This window comes from Streptomyces sp. NBC_00335, from assembly GCF_036127095.1.
GTDB lineage: Bacteria > Actinomycetota > Actinomycetes > Streptomycetales > Streptomycetaceae > Streptomyces.
Genome location: NZ_CP108006.1, coordinates 2,197,449 through 2,213,268, shown reverse-complemented (window position 1 = coordinate 2,213,268; position 15,820 = coordinate 2,197,449). Strand labels below are relative to the sequence as shown.

Below are 15,820 nucleotides of genomic sequence, written 5' to 3'. Positions count from 1 at the left end.
CACGGCGATTCCACGGTAGGGAGCCGGAGTTAGTGAACGCAAGCGTTCACTAAGGCTGAAAAGGTGTGCGACGGACGCATGAGCCGGTCGGAGGTATCGGGAGTGGCGGGTTCACGCCGGTCGGTGGCGGCCCCGGGGCGCAGGCGCGGACCCGAACTCGAACGGGCGATTCTCGACGCCGTGTTGGAGCAGCTGGGCGCCACGGGCTGGAACGCCCTCACCATGGAGGGCGTCGCCTCGGGAGCGCAGACGGGCAAGGCCGCGCTGTACCGGCGCTGGCCCTCGAAGGCGGACCTGGTGGCCGAGGCGCTGCGGACGCGGCTGCCGCCGCTCGGCCGGATCGCGGACCTGGGATCGGCGCGCGAGGACCTGTACGCGGTGTGCGTGCGGATGCGGGACGTGATGCGGTCGCGAGCCGGGCAGGCGCTGAGGACGGTGCTTCACGAGTGCGATCACGTGCATGCCGAGCGGTTCCGCGACCTGGTCCGGGCAGGGCTGTACGAACCGGCGCACGTACTGATCGGGGAGCTGGTGCGCCGCGGAATCGACCGGGGGGACGTCCGGGCGGACGCGACCGGTCCGCTTCTCGTCGAGGTCATCCCGGCGCTGATGATGTACCGCGCGAAGGTGTGCGGGAGCGAATGGGCGGACGCGGAGATCGCCGAGATGATCGACGGGGTGATGGTGCCGCTGCTCAAGGTGTGAGACGGGGCGGGGTGGGTGGCGCGGCGCGGAGGTGTCTGGGGCGCGGCGGGAAGGGGCCGGCGGCGCGACGGGGAGGGGGCGGGGTGTGCAGGCGGCCCGGGGCGGCGTAACCTTGCTGGCGCCATGCCGTACGAAGCACCCACTCACACCGTCGAACGCTCCCTCCGAGCGACCACCGGCGCCAAGGTCATCGCCGGGGTCGACGAAGTCGGACGAGGGGCCTGGGCCGGTCCCGTCACCGTCTGCGCGGCGATCACCGGTCTGCGCCGGCCGCCCGCGGGACTCACCGACTCCAAACTGCTCACCCCCAAGCGCCGTGACGCGCTCGTCGGCGTCCTGGAGGACTGGGTCACGGCCTACGCCCTGGGCCACTCGTCCCCCGAGGAGATCGACGAACTCGGGATGACCGCCGCCCTGCGCCTCGCCGCGGTGCGCGCCCTGGAGGCGCTGCCCGTGCGGCCCGACGCGGTGATACTCGACGGCAAGCACGACTACCTCGGTGCGCCCTGGCAGGTCCGGACGGTGATCAAGGGCGACCAGTCCTGCGTCGCCGTCGCCGCGGCCTCGGTGATCGCCAAGGTCCGGCGTGACCGGATGATGGCCGAAATCGGTGAACAGGGCGGCGGAATCGCGGACTTCGCCTTCGCCGCCAATGCCGGATATCCCTCGCCCGTGCACCGGGCGGCGCTTGAGGAGCAGGGCCCGACCGCGTACCACCGGCTCTCCTGGTCCTACCTCGACGCCCTGCCCCGCTGGAGCCACCTCAAGAAGGTGCGCCGCAGCGAGGAATCGATGGAGCTGGAAAACGGAGGCCAACTCGGCTTCGATTTCTGATCGCACGTACGTGCCACCAACCGGTACGTTTCGCACCGGTGTTTGATAGATGTCAGCTCATGCCTCTCACCCCCGCCCCCGAGGAGCCTCAGATTCACGAGAGTGCCCAGGGTCCCCGCGTCACTCCGGCCGCCGGCCGCAGCGCGCAGACCCCCCGCCCCGTACCCGGTCCGCGTCCCGCACCCAGGCCCGCGCCGCCCGCGCCGCGGAAACCGCAGGCCACCCCCGTTCCCGTAGCCGCCACCGCACCTTCGGTCTCGGCGTCCGTACCGCAGGTCCAGCTGATCCCGGCATCCGCCGAGGGCGCGCTGGACGCGGCCGAAGAGGCCGTGGACCTGCTGCTCGACACCGGGCGTGCGCCCGGTGACATCCTGGTGCTCACCACCGGCGACCCGCACCCGTGGGCCGCGCACGAGCTGTCCTTCGGCGAGGCCGCGTACTGGGCCCTGCACGATGCCCGGGACGACGTCTTCTACGCGGACGCGGCGCAGGTTCAGCGCGCCGCCGGCCGTCCCGTCGTGGTCTTCGCGGCCAACGGCGGACTGGCCGACGCGGCTGCCGGAGCCCTGCCGGTCGCGCTCGCGCGAGCCGGTGCGCTCCTGATCGTGTGCGGGGAGCCGCAGCAGATCAACTCCGTGCTGGGTGCGGGCGTCTGACGTCCCGTACTCCCGCACGGTCGAGGGGTGGGGCGGCCCGGTGGCCGGCCCTGCCGAAGTCCGAGGCCTGACCAGCCGTACGCCCGTTTCCGGGTGTACGGCCGTTGGTCGTTCCCGGCTACGGGGCCTTGCGGGCTCAGCCTGCGGCGGCGCGGGCTCAGCGTGCGGCGGTGCGGCGCAGGGCCTCCGTGGCTCCGCCGCCGCCGCGCAGGGCGAGCGGGGCGAACTCGGACGGCGCATCGCCGAGGCGCTCGGGCCGGGAGTCCGAGCTGGGGCTCCGGCCGCCGCGGCCTTCGCCCAGCACCTGCCAGCCGCCCCGGGTCAGCGTGATGTACGCGCCGCAGCGCAGCCCGTGCAGGGTGCAGGCGTCCCGCAGCCCCCACATCCAGGCGCCGTCCTCCTCGGTCCAGCGCTCGTCGCCGTCTCGGCAGAACAGCAGCACGGCGGTCCGTACCGGGGTCCGCCGGCGCAGGTCGTGCGGGATGACCCGGCGCAGCCGGGACAGCAGGGCGTTGCGGTACTCCCAGCCGTCGGCCGCGGTGGAGCGCTGAACGAAGGAGGCGCTGGCCACGAGCCGCTCCTCGGGCCCGAGCACGGCGATCACCGCCGTGGAGGGGACGGGGCCGTGCCGTGAGTGCAGTCCGCTGACGACCTCGCGCGGATTGCGCAGGAGGGGGACGCCCGACGCCGTCCACTCGGACGGTTCCAGCAGCCTGCCATGCCGGCTGGCGCCACCGGTGGCCGTTCTCAGGGACGTGGTCGAGGGCGGGGCGAATCCGAAGGTCACGGTCCTCCCTTCGGGTACACGCCCGCGAACGGGCACAGCTGGAGTGCGGGCGCGCCGCGGCACGGCCCGGGAGAGCGCCGTCGGGCCGAACGGGAGCAAGACAATTCTCGCGTGGCCCGTGAGCATGCGGCAACGAGCAATTGGAGCCGCCGACCGGAATTCGCCGGTATGCCGTTCATATCCTTGCCCCGTCAAGGCGAAGATGACGCATTCGGTCCGGGCCGGAGCACGGGCACCAGGGGAAACAGCCCCGTGGCGGCCTTCCGCCGCAGCGGCCGTGCGGCGAGACGGACGGCCTGTGAGCCGGACGGTCACGCTGGGTGAGTTGGCCGATTGTCCTAGGCATCGGGTTGCATGGGGGCATGGACAACCTGGAGCTCCGCGCAGAAGCCGATGCCATCCTCGCTGAGCTGGTCGGTGCCCCGGGGGGTTCGGCGCGGCTGCGGGAGGACCAGTGGCAGGCGGTGTCCGCCCTGGTGGAGGAGCGCCGGCGGGCGCTGGTCGTGCAGCGCACGGGGTGGGGCAAATCGGCGGTGTACTTCGTTGCGACGGCCCTGCTGCGCCGTCGCGGCGCCGGTCCGACGGTGATCATCTCGCCGCTCCTCGCGCTGATGCGCAACCAGGTCGATGCCGCGGCGCGGGCCGGGATCCAGGCACGGACGATCAACTCGGCCAACCCGGAGGAGTGGGAGACGATCTACGGAGAGGTCGAGCGGGGCGAGACCGACGTTCTCCTCGTGAGTCCCGAGCGCCTCAACTCGGTGGATTTCCGCGAACAGGTGCTGCCCAAGCTCGCGGCCACGACCGGCCTGCTGGTGGTCGACGAGGCCCACTGCATCTCCGACTGGGGCCATGACTTCCGCCCCGACTACCGCCGGCTGCGCACCATGCTCGCCGAGCTCGCCCCCGGGGTGCCCGTGCTCGCCACCACAGCGACCGCCAACGCACGGGTCACGGCCGATGTGGCCGAGCAACTGGGCACGGGAGGCGGGGGCGCTCTGGTCCTGCGCGGCGCGCTGGACCGGGAGAGCCTGCGGCTCGGCGTACTGGAGCTGCCGAACGCGGCGCACCGGCTGGCGTGGCTGGGGGAGCGGCTGGGGGACCTGCCGGGCTCGGGGATCATCTACACGCTGACGGTGGCGGCCGCGGAGGAGGTCGCGGCCTTCTTGCGGCAGCGCGGGTATCCGGTGGCCTCGTACACGGGGAAGACGGAGAACGCCGACCGGCTGCAGGCCGAGGAGGACCTGCTCGCCAACCGGGTGAAGGCGCTGGTGGCGACCTCCGCGCTGGGGATGGGCTTCGACAAGCCGGACCTGGGCTTCGTGGTCCACCTGGGCTCTCCCTCGTCCCCGATCGCCTACTACCAGCAGGTGGGTCGTGCGGGGCGCGGCGTGGACCACGCCGATGTGCTGCTGCTGCCGGGGCGGGAGGACGAGGCGATCTGGGCGTACTTCGCCTCGGTGGGATTCCCGCCCGAGGAGCAGGTCCGGCGGACCCTGGACGTACTGGAGCAGGCCGGCCGGCCGTTGTCGCTGCCGGCGCTGGAGCCGTTGGTGGACCTGCGGCGGTCGCGGCTGGAGACGATGCTGAAGGTCCTGGACGTGGACGGCGCGGTCAAGCGCGTGAAGGGGGGCTGGACCTCCACCGGACAGCCGTGGGCGTACGACGCGCAGCGCTACGAGTGGGTGGCCCGGCAGCGGCAGGCCGAGCAGCAGGCCATGCGGGACTACGTGGCGACCACGGGCTGCCGGATGGAGTTCCTGCAGCGCCAGCTCGACGACGAGAAGGCGACCCCGTGCGGCCGCTGTGACACCTGCGCCGGGCCCTGGCTCGACCCCGCCGTGTCCCACGGCGCCCTCGACACGGCGACCGGCGAGCTGGACCGCCCGGGGGTCGAGGTCGAGCCCCGCCGGATGTGGCCCTCGGGCATGCCCGCCGTCGGCGTCGACCTCAAGGGCCGCATCCCCGTGGGCCAGCAGGCGGCCACCGGACGCGCGCTGGGCCGGCTGTCGGACATCGGCTGGGGCAACCGCCTGCGCCCGCTCCTGTCGGACCAGGCCGCGGACGGTCCGGTGCCGGACGACGTCCTGGCGGCCGTGGTGACGGTGGTGGCCGACTGGGCCCGTTCGCCGGGCGGGTGGGCCGGCGGCGCGATGGCCCGGCCCGTGGGGATCGTGGCCATGCCCTCCCGCTCCCGCCCGCAGCTGGTGGGCTCCCTCGCCGAGGGCCTGGCCCGGGTCGGGCGGCTCCCGCTGCTGGGGAGCCTCGCCTACACCGCACAGGCGGGCGAGTACGGCGTACACCGCAGCAACTCCGCCCAGCGGCTGCGCGCCCTGGCCGCCTCGTTCGCCGTCCCCGACGAACTCGCCGCCGCTCTGGCCGCCAACCCGGGCCCCGTCCTGCTCGTCGACGACTACGCCGACTCCGGCTGGAGCCTGGCCGTGGGCGCACGCCTCCTGCGCCAGAGCGGAGCCGACCAGGTGCTCCCCCTGACCCTCGCCCTGGCGGGGTGAAGGCACCTCGCCGGCCCCGGCGGCCGACCACGTGTGCGGCCCGATAATGCGGCAGTCCGTGGCAACTGTTCGCCAAGTCAAGACCGGACAATGGTTCGTAAGATCCTCGCAGGAGGGTGTGCGGGTTGTAGCACGCCGGACTCTATACGGGGGTAAGCCGGGGTCATGGCAACGAAATTGCTCATGGAGTCTGCCGACGAACAGATCCTGCGGGACATCCTGGGGGGTGAACCGGACCAGGGGCTGCTCGACTTCACAGCGGATGCCGGCGGAAATTCTCGGCTGCTTGCCGAATGCGCGGCCGGGCTCGTGGAGGAAGGGCTGGTAAAGGAGTACGGCGGAACGGTCGGGCTGACGGAACGGCGGGTCCCGGGCCGTGTGGTGGCGTTCGTCAAGCGCCGCCTCGGCGATCTCAGCATGGACTGCCAGCGATTCCTCAAGGTTGCGGCAGTCCTGGGGAGGTCCTTCATGCTGGAGGACGTCTCCAGGATGCTGGACAAATCCGCGGCCAGCCTGCTCTCTTCCCTGGAGGAGGCGATTTCCTCGGGTTTCGTCGTCGCGGCGGAACACCAACTCGTATTCCAGAGCGACTTCCTCCTGGCGGGGGTCGTCGAGTCGATACCGGCTCCCGCCCGGGGTGTATTGCAGCGCGAGGCGATGGGCCACTCCAGGAATCGCGCGGAGTCGCACGATCAGAAGTTCTGGGTGACCGGGCACCCGCTCTGGATGGCCGACCGGCCGACCGGCCCGTTCGAAGAGGTCGCCGGTGAATCCCGCGAATCCGGTGAATCCCGTGAAGCCGGTGAATCCGGTGAGGCGTACTCGAAGTCCCACAGCCTGATCATGGACGGAAGGGCGACGGCCGGAATCCGTGCGGCGGAGCGCGTTCTCTCCAGCTCCGCGAGTGCGGCTCCCGCCCGGCTCGATGCGGAAGCGTCCGTCATCCTGGGGTACTCCCTGCTCGGCATGGAGGAAGCGGAGAAGCGTTCCGCCAGGATCCTGAGGGAACAGGGAGCCGGGACGGGCGACGTTGCCGCGCTGATGGCGCTGACGGCGCTCTCCAACGCCCGCTGGCGGGCCGGGGAACTGGGCGAAGGGCTCAGCCTGGGGCGCGCCGCGGTGCGGTACGGCGCCACGGCGGATCCCGTGTGGCGCCTGCACTTCCAGCTCGCACTGGCCGGGAAGCTCGCGAACCTGCGCGAGTTCGAAAAGGCCGAGTCGCTGATCAATGACGCCGAAGCGGGACTGCGCGAACGGGGCACTCGCGTCCGGGACTCCACCCTCGCGGCGATGCGGGCCCGGTTGTTCCTCCAGGCCGGCCGGGTCGGGGAGGCTCGCCGGCAGGCGGAGCTGGCGACCGAAGCCGTCGATCGGGACGCCGTTCCCGTATTCCGGCCCCTCGCGTATTCGGTGCTCAGCACCATCTTCCTCTACAAGGGAGACCTGCCCGCGGCGACCGATTGCTTGAAGCGGGTGCAGGGCGAGTTCGAGACGGATCAGGCGGTCCTCTATTCCCCGCAGTACGCCTGGACCGAAGTGCGCATCGCGGTGAAAAGGGAGGGTCCGCGGGCGGCCGTCGCGCTGTTCTCCGACACATACGCCCACCTGCCGACGCAGCGGAGCCTGTACATCGAGGATCCGGCTGCCGCCGCTTTCCTGGTCCGCCTCGCACTGGACGTGGGTGACACCGAGCTCAAGCGCAGCGTGCTCGAAACCGTGGACGGACTCGCGGGTGACAATCCCGGCATCTCCGTGGTCGGCCTCAGCGCCTTGCACGCGAACGCTCTGGTGACCGGCGATCCGGCCGTACTGTCGCGCATCATCGCGCAGTCGCCGGACCCGCTCTCGGTCGCCCTGGCGACGGAGGAGCTTGCCAAGATCTACGGCGCGAAAGCCCCGGCCCGCAGGCGGGACGCGGATTGGGTTTCGTCGGATGCCTCGCGGGCGAAGCCCGAAGGAGTGGTGTCATCGCTCAATTCCGCCCACTGGTCCGGCCTTTCCGACATGGAGCGCCGCATCGCGTACCTGGTGAGCGTGGGGATGACGAACCAGCAGATCGCCAAACGGGTTCACCTGTCGGCGCATACGGTGAATTACCACCTCAGGAAGATCTACAGGAAGCTGGACATCAACACCCGCGTCGAACTGGCACGTGGAGCCGCGATCTATTCGAGTAGGGCTGCGATCTATTCGATCGAAGGCGAATAGATTTCACCTCGACTGTGCGGGGACCCCGGCGCGGGCCTGATCCCGAGCCGGTTCCCGGGCCTGATCCCGGGCCGGCCCGGCGTGCCGGGTGGGCAGCCAGCGGGTCAGGGCCGAGCCCACCGACATGCCGCCGCCGAAGCCGGTGAGCAGGACGACGTCTCCGTCGCAGAGGGCGCCGTCGCGGTGGACGAGGTCGAGGGTGATGGGTACGGAGGCCGCGCCGGTGTTGCCGTAGGACTCCAAGGCGAGGTGGAAGCCGGCCCCGGGCAGTCCGAGCGAGGGCCAGACCTCCTGGAGCATCACCGCGTTCGCCTGGTGGGCGATGACGTGGCGGACCTCCCGCGGGTCCAGGCCCGCACCGGCCAGCAGGTCTCCGACGGCCTCGGGCAGATTGTCCCGCACGAACTCGCGGACCCGTCGCCCGTCCATCCGGAAGTACTGCAGGCCCTCGTCCAGTGTCGCGGCCGTGGTCGGGATCCGGCTGCCGCCGGCCGGGACGCTGATCAGCTCGTGCCGGTCGCCCCGGGTGAGCAGCGAAGTGGCGAACACGCCCCGGTCGCCCGGGGCCGGGCCGAGTACGACGGCCCCGGCGCCGTCACCGAACAGAATGGCGGTCCTGCGGTCGGAGTAGTCGAGGATCCGGGAATAGATGTCCGCGCCGATGACCAGTCCGTAGCGCTCGCCCGCCTCGGTGCACAGCATCCGTTCGGCGACCGTCAGCGCGTAGACGAAGCCGCTGCACACCGCATTGAGGTCGAAGGCCGCCGCGTTCACCGCCCCGAGCCGGTGCTGGACGATGCTCGCCGTGGCCGGCTGCGGGTGATCGGGCGTGGACGTGGCGACGACGATGTAGGCGAGTTCCCCGGGGTCGACACCCGCCTGTTCGAGGGCCCGGGCGGCAGCCGCCGCGGCGAGGTCGGACGTGGCTTGGCCGGGATCCGCCCGGCGGCGGCTCCGAATGCCCGTCTTGCGGACGATCCATTCGTCCGTGACGCCGGCCCGTTCGGCGATCTCGTCGTTGGAGACCTCGGTCGGGGGGAGGTAGGCGCCGGTACCGAGGATTCCGATGGATCGGATGGATCGGATGGTGACTCCCGTGGTGAGGGTGGGCATTGGCATTGATGTTTTCCGCGCCGGCCCGGGCGCGATGAGCGCTCCCATTCATTCGGGCAGGCGGCTCATCGTGGCACGTTATGCCCCCGCATTTCCTCGACGCGGAATGTCTCACTCGGTTGGGTGGGATCCCGCCCGTCCGTAAGCGCCCCCTACCGGTCGGCACTACTCGCGTGAGTAGTGGGCAGACCGGCATGCCCTGGCTAACATCGAAGCATGCTGATCAGGTGTGGGGTGGCTTAGGCGCATGAATGGGCTTCTGCGGAAATCGGTGAGGCCGATGTGTATTCGGAAAGGGCTCACAGTCCGGACTCCTCGGGTGGCGCGATCTCGGTGAATTCGCGCGATGACGAGATTGATTATGAGAGTGACCGTCACCTCGACCGGGAGATGAGAGCATGACCGTCAGCTATCTCGGCGCAGCCGTGGACACGGCTGCCATAGACGCCGTGATCCGCGACTTCTTCGGCCAGCGCCGAGCCGAAGCCGACGTACTCGGCGAGGACTTCGCGGCCGTGGTCGCCGAGCTGGAGAACTACGTTCTGCGCGGCGGCAAGCGCGTCCGGCCGGCCTTCGCCTGGCTGGGCTGGATCGGCGCCGGCGGCGACCAGCACGATCCCGGTGCCACGGCGGTGCTGACCGCCTGCGCGGGGCTCGAACTGCTGCACGCCTCGGCCCTGATACACGACGACATCATCGATGCGTCCGACACCCGCCGCGGTCACCCCGCCGCGCACGTGGCCCTGGCCGAGCGGCATCGGGCGCGGGGCTTCTCCGGCGCCCCCGAGGCCTTCGGCACCGGTACCGCCATCCTGGTCGGGGACCTGGCCCAGACCTGGTCCGACGTCATGGTCCGTGCGTCCGGGCTGCCGGCCGAGGCGCAGGCCCGGGTCGGACCGGTGTGGTCCGCGGTGCGCTCGGAGGTCCTGTACGGCCAGCTGCTCGACGTGATCAACCAGGCGAGCGACGACGAGAGCATCGATTCGGCACTGCGCGTCAACCAGTACAAGACGGCCTCCTACACGGTGGAGCGCCCGCTGCAGTTCGGCGCCGCGATCGCCGGTGCCGGGGCGGACCTCGTCGCGGCCTACGGGGCCTTCGGGGCGGACATCGGGATCGCGTTCCAGCTCCGGGACGACCTGCTGGGCGTGTTCGGCGACCCGTCGGTGACGGGCAAGCCCTCGGGCGATGACCTTCGGGAGGGCAAGCGAACGGTTCTGCTCGCGACGGCGCTCAAGCGCGCGGACGAACGCGATGCAAAAGCGGCGGGATTCCTCCGGGCGAAAATAGGAACCGAGCTCTCCGGCCTTGAGATCGATGCCCTGCGGGACATATTCGTCGAGGTCGGAGCCGTCGACGACATCGAGCGGCAGATCGCGCACCGCACCGACCGGGCCATGGCCGTACTGGATTCCAGCAGTGCCACCACACCCGCGAAAGAACAGCTCGCCGCGATGGCGGTCAATGCGACGCAGCGGGCCCGATGATGACACCTATGAATTCACCTGCTTTCGCCGACCGCACCCTTTCGGCAAGTGATCCGGACGTCGCATACGACCGCGTCGGATGTGGACGCGCCCACGCGAAAGCCATTCTGCTCGGCGAGCACGCCGTCGTTTATGGCGCACCGGCACTGGCGATTCCCGTTCCGCAGCTGACGGTGACCGCGACCGCCAGGCGAGTGCGGTGTTCCGACGAAGGCGCGGACAGGGTCTCCTTCGCACTGGCGGGCCGGGGCGCGGGGCCGGTGACACCGCTCGCCGCGGACGGCCTGCGGCGCCTGCTCCCGGACTTCAAGGCGAGGACGGGCGTCGGCGGCCACGTGTGCGTGGAGGTGATCATCGACTGCGCCATCCCGCAGGGCCGCGGGCTCGGCTCCAGCGCCGCGTGCGCCCGGGCGGCCGTGCTGGCCTTCGCGGACCTCTTCAGCCGCAGGCTCGACGCCCGCGAGGTGTTCGATCTCGTACAGGCTTCCGAGAAGGTGGCCCACGGCAGGTCGAGCGGTATCGACGCGCTCGCCACCGGGGCGACCTCTCCGCTCCTCTTCCATTCCGGCACTGCCCGTGAACTGCCCGTTCCCATGCCGGGGCACGCCCTCGCACCTCCCTCCCAGCAGGCCGGGGAGCACGCCGACGAAGGCCGGCCCTACGACTTCGACGGGCTGTTCGTCATCGCGGACAGCGGTGTCAGCGGCAGTACGAAGGAGGCGGTGGAGCTCCTGTGGCGGAAGTTCGAGCGCAACGCGCAAACCCAGGCGGACTTCATCCTCGCGGTGTCGCGCCTGACCCGCGCCGCCACACGTGACCTCGCCCGCGGCCGATCGAGCGACTTCGGCGCGCGGATGACGGAAAACCACAAGCTGCTCCACGAGATGGGGCTCAGTACGGACCTGATCGACGGGCTGGTCGAGGCCGCGCTCGCGGCCGGCGGCCTCGGCGCCAAGATCAGCGGCGGCGGGCTGGGGGGCTGCGTGATCGCGCTGGCCGCAGAGCCGCGTCAGGCAGAGGCCACCGTGCGGAGCCTCCACGAAGCCGGCGCCGTCCGTACCTGGGTAGTCCCGATGGGAAGGTTCGTAAACCATGCCGATTGACCACAAGCCGGTGCCTAAGGGACTGACGGGACTGACACGGCTGACAGGACCGGAGGGACCGCAGACGGGACTTCTCGACCACGGGCCGACCGCCGTCGCCCATCCGAACATCGCGCTGATCAAGTACTGGGGGAAGCGCGACGAGCGACTGGTCATCCCGTACGTCGACAGCCTGTCGATGACCCTGGACGTCTTCCCGACGCACACCACCGTCCGGCTCGACCCCGGGGCGCGGACCGACAGCGTCGTCCTCGACGGAAAGCCCGCGGAGGGTGAACCGCGGGAGCGCGTCATCGTCTTCCTGGACCTGGTACGGGAGTTGGCCGGGCGCAGTGAAAGGGCCGCCGTCGACACCCGTAACGCCGTCCCCACCGGGGCGGGGCTGGCGTCATCGGCGAGCGGGTTCGCCGCCCTGGCCGTCGCCGCCACCGCCGCGTACGGGCTGGACCTCGATCCCACCGCCCTCTCCCGCCTCGCCCGGCGCGGGTCCGCGTCGGCCTCCCGGTCGATCTTCGGCGGCTTCGCGCTCTGCCACGCGGGCCAGGGCGTCGGCGAGGCCGCGGACCTCAGCTCCTACGCCGAGCCGGTGCCCCTCCCGGACTTCGACCCCGCCCTGGTGGTCGCGCTGGTCAACGCCGGTCCCAAAGCCGTGTCCAGCCGCGCGGCCATGCGGCGGACCGTCGAGACCTCGCCGCTCTACCAGGCCTGGGCGACGTCCAGCAAGGGCGACCTGACCGACATGCGAGCTGCCCTGCTCCGCGGCGACCTCGAAGCGGTGGGGGAGATCGCGGAGCGCAACGCCCTCGGCATGCACGCGACGATGCTGGCCGCGCGGCCGGCGGTGCGCTACCTGTCACCGGCCACGGTGGCCGTGCTCGACGGCGTCCTGCAGCTCCGCAAGGACGGCGTGGCGGCCTACGCGACCATGGACGCCGGCCCGAACGTCAAGGTGCTCTGCCACCCCGAGGCGGCGCCCCGGGTCGCCGAAACGCTGCTGGCGGCAGCGCCGGGATGCTCGGTGCTCACCGCCCGGCGCGGGCCGGCGGCCCGGCTGCTGACGGCGGCCGAGCAGTGACCCGTACGAGAACCGTGAGCCGCTCCGCGCCGGGCAAACTGTTCATCGTCGGCGAGTACGCGGTGGTGCAGCCGGGCCACCCCGCGATCCTGGCTGCGGTCGACCGGCAGGTCGACGTCACCGTGTCGGCGTCCCACGGCGCCGATGTCGTGATCGAATCCGACCTCTGCCCGGAACAGGCGCGACTGCGGCGGGGCGACGGCGGGCTCGCCCCACTCGGCGAGGACGACGAACGACGGGTGCGGGACGGCCTCACCCACGTCGTGTCGGCGATCGACGTGGTCGACGCGCTGCTGGCCGAGCGGGGCCTGTCCGCACCCCCCGTCCACGTCTCGGTCAGCAGCCGCCTGCACCACGACGGGACCAAGCTCGGCCTGGGATCGAGCGGCGCGGTGACGGTCGCCACGGTGTCCGCCGTAGCCGCGTACCACGGCTTGGAGCTGTCGCAGGACGCGCGGTTCCGGCTGGCGCTGCTCGCGTCGGCGCGGCTCGACGCCGGTTCCTCCGGCGGCGATCTCGCCGCGAGCGTCTGGGGCGGCTGGATCGAATACCACGCGCCCGATCGAGCCGCCGTGCTCGACATGGTGCAGCGCCGGGGCATCGAGGAGTCGATCCGTACGCCGTGGCCGGGGTTCGGGGTACGAAGCCTGCCGGCGCCCCGCGGTCTGACGCTGGAGGTGGGCTGGACCGGCCGGCCCGCCAGCACCACTGCCCTGGTCGGCAGCCTCGGAAAGCGCGCGTGGCAGGGCAGCGCGTCACAACGGACCTTCGTGGAGCGCAGCGACGCATGTGTGCGCGCCTCGGTCGGCGCACTCGAAGGGGGTGACGGCCCCGAGCTGCTGCGGCAGGTCCGGGGCGCCCGCCGGATGCTCGCCGAACTGGACGAGGAGGTCCGGCTCGGGATCTTCACCACCACACTGACCGCGCTGTGCGATGCGGCCGAGGCCGTCGGAGGCGCCGGGAAACCGTCGGGCGCCGGAGGCGGCGACTGCGGCATCGCGCTGCTGGACGCCACCGCTCAGGAGCAGATCGCGCACCTGCGCGAGGGATGGGCCGCCGCAGGGGTGCTCCCCGTGCCGATCCGTCTCCAGTCGACGAAAGGGAGCGCAGCATGATCGCTGAGCGCAAGGACGACCACGTGCGGTTCGCCGCCGAACAACAACGCCACCTGGGCGGATACAACCAGTTCGACGAGGTGTCCTTCGTCCACCATGCCCTGGCCGGCATCGACCGGTCCGATGCCTCCCTGGTCACGCGGTTCGGCGGCATGGAGTGGAAGGTGCCGCTGTACATCAACGCGATGACCGGCGGCAGCGTACGGACGGGCGCCATCAACCGGGATCTGGCGATCGCCGCCCGTGAGACCGGCGTGCCCATCGCGACGGGCTCCATGAGCGCGTTCTTCGCCGACGAGGCCGTGGCCGACACCTTCAGCGTCCTGCGCCGGGAGAACCCGGACGGGTTCGTCATGGCGAACATCAACGCCAATGCCTCCGTGGACAAGGCGCGACGGGCCGTCGACCTGCTGCGGGCGGACGCCCTGCAGATCCACCTCAACGTCATCCAGGAAACGGTCATGCCGGAAGGCGACCGGTCCTTCTCCTCCTGGGGACCGCAGATCGAGAAGATCGTGGACGGAGTCGGAGCCGACGTACCCGTCATCGTCAAGGAAGTCGGCTTCGGACTGAGCCGCGAAACCGTATCGGCGCTGCGGGACATGGGCGTGCGCGTGGCCGACGTCGCCGGCCGCGGCGGCACGGACTTCGCGCGCATCGAGAACGACCGGCGCAAGCACGCCGACTACTCCTACCTCAACGGCTGGGGCCAGTCCGCTCCCGCCTGCCTGCTGGATTCCCAGAACGCCGGCATCCCGGTGCTGGCCTCCGGCGGGGTCCGCAACCCACTCGACGTGGTGCGCGGACTGGCGCTCGGCGCCGCCGCCGTGGGCGTGTCCGGAGGGTTCCTCCGGACCGTTCTCGACGGCGGCCCGTCCGCCTTGATCACCCAGATCACCACGTGGCTCGATCAGGTGGAAGCCCTGATGACCGCTCTGGGCGCGCGCACCCCGTCCGACCTGAGGCGATGCGACGTGCTCGTCCACGGCGACCTGCGCGCGTTCTGCGCCGACCGGGGAATCGACACCCGGCGGCTGGCCACACGCTCCCGCTCCTACGACACCGCTCACGAGACGGTTGGAGGCACCCGATGAACGACACGCACGAGGTAGCCGGCGTTCCCATGAAATGGGTGGGACCCCTGAGGATTTCGGGGAACGTGGCGACCACCGAGACGGAAGTACCGCTCGCCACGTACGAGTCGCCCCTGTGGCCCTCCGTCGGCCGCGGAGCGAAGATCTCCATGCTGGTCGAGCAGGGAATCGTCGCCACCCTCATCGACGAGCGGATGACGCGCTCGGTACTGGTCACGGCCGAGGACGCGCAGACCGCGTACCTGGCGGCGCTCGAAGTCGACGCGCGGTTCGACGAGCTGCGCGCGGTCGTGCGCACCTGCGGCCGGTTCGTCGAACTGATCGGGTTCCGCCACGAGATCGTGGCCAACCTGCTCTTCCTCCGGTTCGAGTTCAGCACCGGCGACGCCTCCGGTCACAACATGGCGACGCTGGCCGCGGACGCGCTCCTGACCCACATCCTGGGCGCCATTCCGGGGATCTCGTACGGCTCGATCTCCGCGAACTACTGCACCGACAAGAAGGCCACCGCGATCAACGGCATTCTCGGCCGCGGCAAGAACGTGGTCACCGAGCTGCTCGTACCGCGCGAGATCGTCCGCGACGTGCTGCACACCTCGGCCGCCGCGATAGCCGAGCTGAACGTGCGCAAGAACCTGATCGGCACCCTGCTCGCCGGCGGGATCCGCTCGGCGAACGCCCATTACGCGAACATGCTGCTCGGGTTCTATCTGGCGACGGGCCAGGACGCGGCCAACATCGTCGAAGGCTCACAGGGCGTGACCGTGGCCGAGGACCGGGACGGCGACCTGTACTTCTCCTGCACCATGCCGAACCTGATCGTCGGAACGGTAGGCAACGGAAAGGGACTCGGCTTCGTCGAGGAGAACCTGGCGCGGCTGGGCTGCCGAGAGGAGCGCGAGCCCGGCGAGAACGCCCGGCGCCTCGCGGTCATGGTGGCCGCGACCGTGCTGTGCGGCGAACTCTCCCTCATGGCGGCGCAGACCAATCCCGGCGAACTCATGAGGGCGCACGTCGCTTTGGAGCGCAAGAACACGACCGTGAACACGACCGCGACCGCGACCGCGACCGCGACCGCGACTGTGAACACGACCGCCACCGCCACCGCGACCGCGAAGATCGGACGGTAG

Annotated in this window: 13 protein-coding genes; 11 read left to right on the top strand and 2 right to left on the bottom strand. The window is 71.0% G+C overall.

Annotated elements, in window-relative coordinates:
* The first annotated feature begins 78 nt into the window (after window positions 1-78).
* From OHA37_RS09780 to OHA37_RS09770, 3 genes are all read left to right on the top strand, one after another.
* Window positions 79-705 carry a TetR/AcrR family transcriptional regulator gene (locus OHA37_RS09780; RefSeq protein ID WP_266903952.1) on the top strand — a complete coding sequence of 209 codons (627 nt, stop codon included), beginning with the start codon at window positions 79-81 and terminating at the stop codon, window positions 703-705.
* 123 nt (window positions 706-828) lie between these two features.
* Window positions 829-1,539, top strand: coding sequence for a ribonuclease HII (locus OHA37_RS09775; protein ID WP_266903951.1), 711 nt, complete (start codon window positions 829-831; stop codon window positions 1,537-1,539).
* A 59-nt stretch (window positions 1,540-1,598) separates the two neighbouring features.
* The gene (locus OHA37_RS09770; RefSeq protein ID WP_266903950.1) at window positions 1,599-2,195 is read left to right on the top strand and encodes a hypothetical protein; all 597 of its coding nucleotides are present in this window, start codon (window positions 1,599-1,601) and stop codon (window positions 2,193-2,195) included.
* A gap of 157 nt (window positions 2,196-2,352) precedes the next feature.
* Here OHA37_RS09770 and OHA37_RS09765 read toward each other — a convergent pair whose 3' ends face one another.
* Entirely contained in the window at window positions 2,353-2,982 is a 630-nt protein-coding gene (locus OHA37_RS09765) for a hypothetical protein (protein ID WP_266903949.1), read from the bottom strand.
* A gap of 362 nt (window positions 2,983-3,344) precedes the next feature.
* Between OHA37_RS09765 and OHA37_RS09760 the strand changes: the two genes are divergently transcribed.
* A complete protein-coding gene (locus tag OHA37_RS09760; RefSeq protein WP_266903948.1) occupies window positions 3,345-5,495 on the top strand; it encodes a RecQ family ATP-dependent DNA helicase in 2,151 nt (716 codons plus the stop codon).
* Between the two features lie 165 nt (window positions 5,496-5,660).
* Window positions 5,661-7,703 (top strand): LuxR family transcriptional regulator, encoded by a 2,043-nt coding sequence (locus OHA37_RS09755; RefSeq protein WP_266903947.1) that lies wholly within the window; start codon window positions 5,661-5,663, stop codon window positions 7,701-7,703.
* Window positions 7,704-7,706: 3 nt separating this feature from the next.
* Here OHA37_RS09755 and OHA37_RS09750 read toward each other — a convergent pair whose 3' ends face one another.
* Window positions 7,707-8,816, bottom strand: a complete 1,110-nt coding sequence (locus tag OHA37_RS09750; RefSeq protein WP_266903946.1) for a 3-oxoacyl-ACP synthase III family protein — start codon at window positions 8,814-8,816, stop codon at window positions 7,707-7,709.
* 398 nt (window positions 8,817-9,214) lie between these two features.
* On the opposite strand from OHA37_RS09750, the gene OHA37_RS09745 reads away from it, so the two are divergent.
* The 6 genes from OHA37_RS09745 to OHA37_RS09720 are packed head-to-tail and all read left to right on the top strand — an operon-like array spanning window position 9,215 to window position 15,820.
* Window positions 9,215-10,303 (top strand): polyprenyl synthetase family protein, encoded by a 1,089-nt coding sequence (locus tag OHA37_RS09745; protein ID WP_266903945.1) that lies wholly within the window; start codon window positions 9,215-9,217, stop codon window positions 10,301-10,303.
* Between the two features lie 8 nt (window positions 10,304-10,311).
* Window positions 10,312-11,406 (top strand): mevalonate kinase, encoded by a 1,095-nt coding sequence (gene mvk / locus OHA37_RS09740; protein WP_266903944.1) that lies wholly within the window; start codon window positions 10,312-10,314, stop codon window positions 11,404-11,406.
* Window positions 11,396-12,481 carry a diphosphomevalonate decarboxylase gene (gene mvaD, locus OHA37_RS09735; RefSeq protein WP_266903943.1) on the top strand — a complete coding sequence of 362 codons (1,086 nt, stop codon included), beginning with the start codon at window positions 11,396-11,398 and terminating at the stop codon, window positions 12,479-12,481. Before mvk ends, mvaD begins: the two co-directional genes overlap by 11 nt.
* Window positions 12,478-13,596 carry a phosphomevalonate kinase gene (locus OHA37_RS09730; protein ID WP_266903942.1) on the top strand — a complete coding sequence of 373 codons (1,119 nt, stop codon included), beginning with the start codon at window positions 12,478-12,480 and terminating at the stop codon, window positions 13,594-13,596. Before mvaD ends, OHA37_RS09730 begins: the two co-directional genes overlap by 4 nt.
* Complete coding sequence (gene fni, locus OHA37_RS09725) at window positions 13,593-14,690, top strand: type 2 isopentenyl-diphosphate Delta-isomerase (protein WP_266903941.1); 1,098 nt, start codon at window positions 13,593-13,595, stop codon at window positions 14,688-14,690. Before OHA37_RS09730 ends, fni begins: the two co-directional genes overlap by 4 nt.
* Complete coding sequence (locus OHA37_RS09720; RefSeq protein WP_266903940.1) at window positions 14,687-15,820, top strand: hydroxymethylglutaryl-CoA reductase; 1,134 nt, start codon at window positions 14,687-14,689, stop codon at window positions 15,818-15,820. Before fni ends, OHA37_RS09720 begins: the two co-directional genes overlap by 4 nt.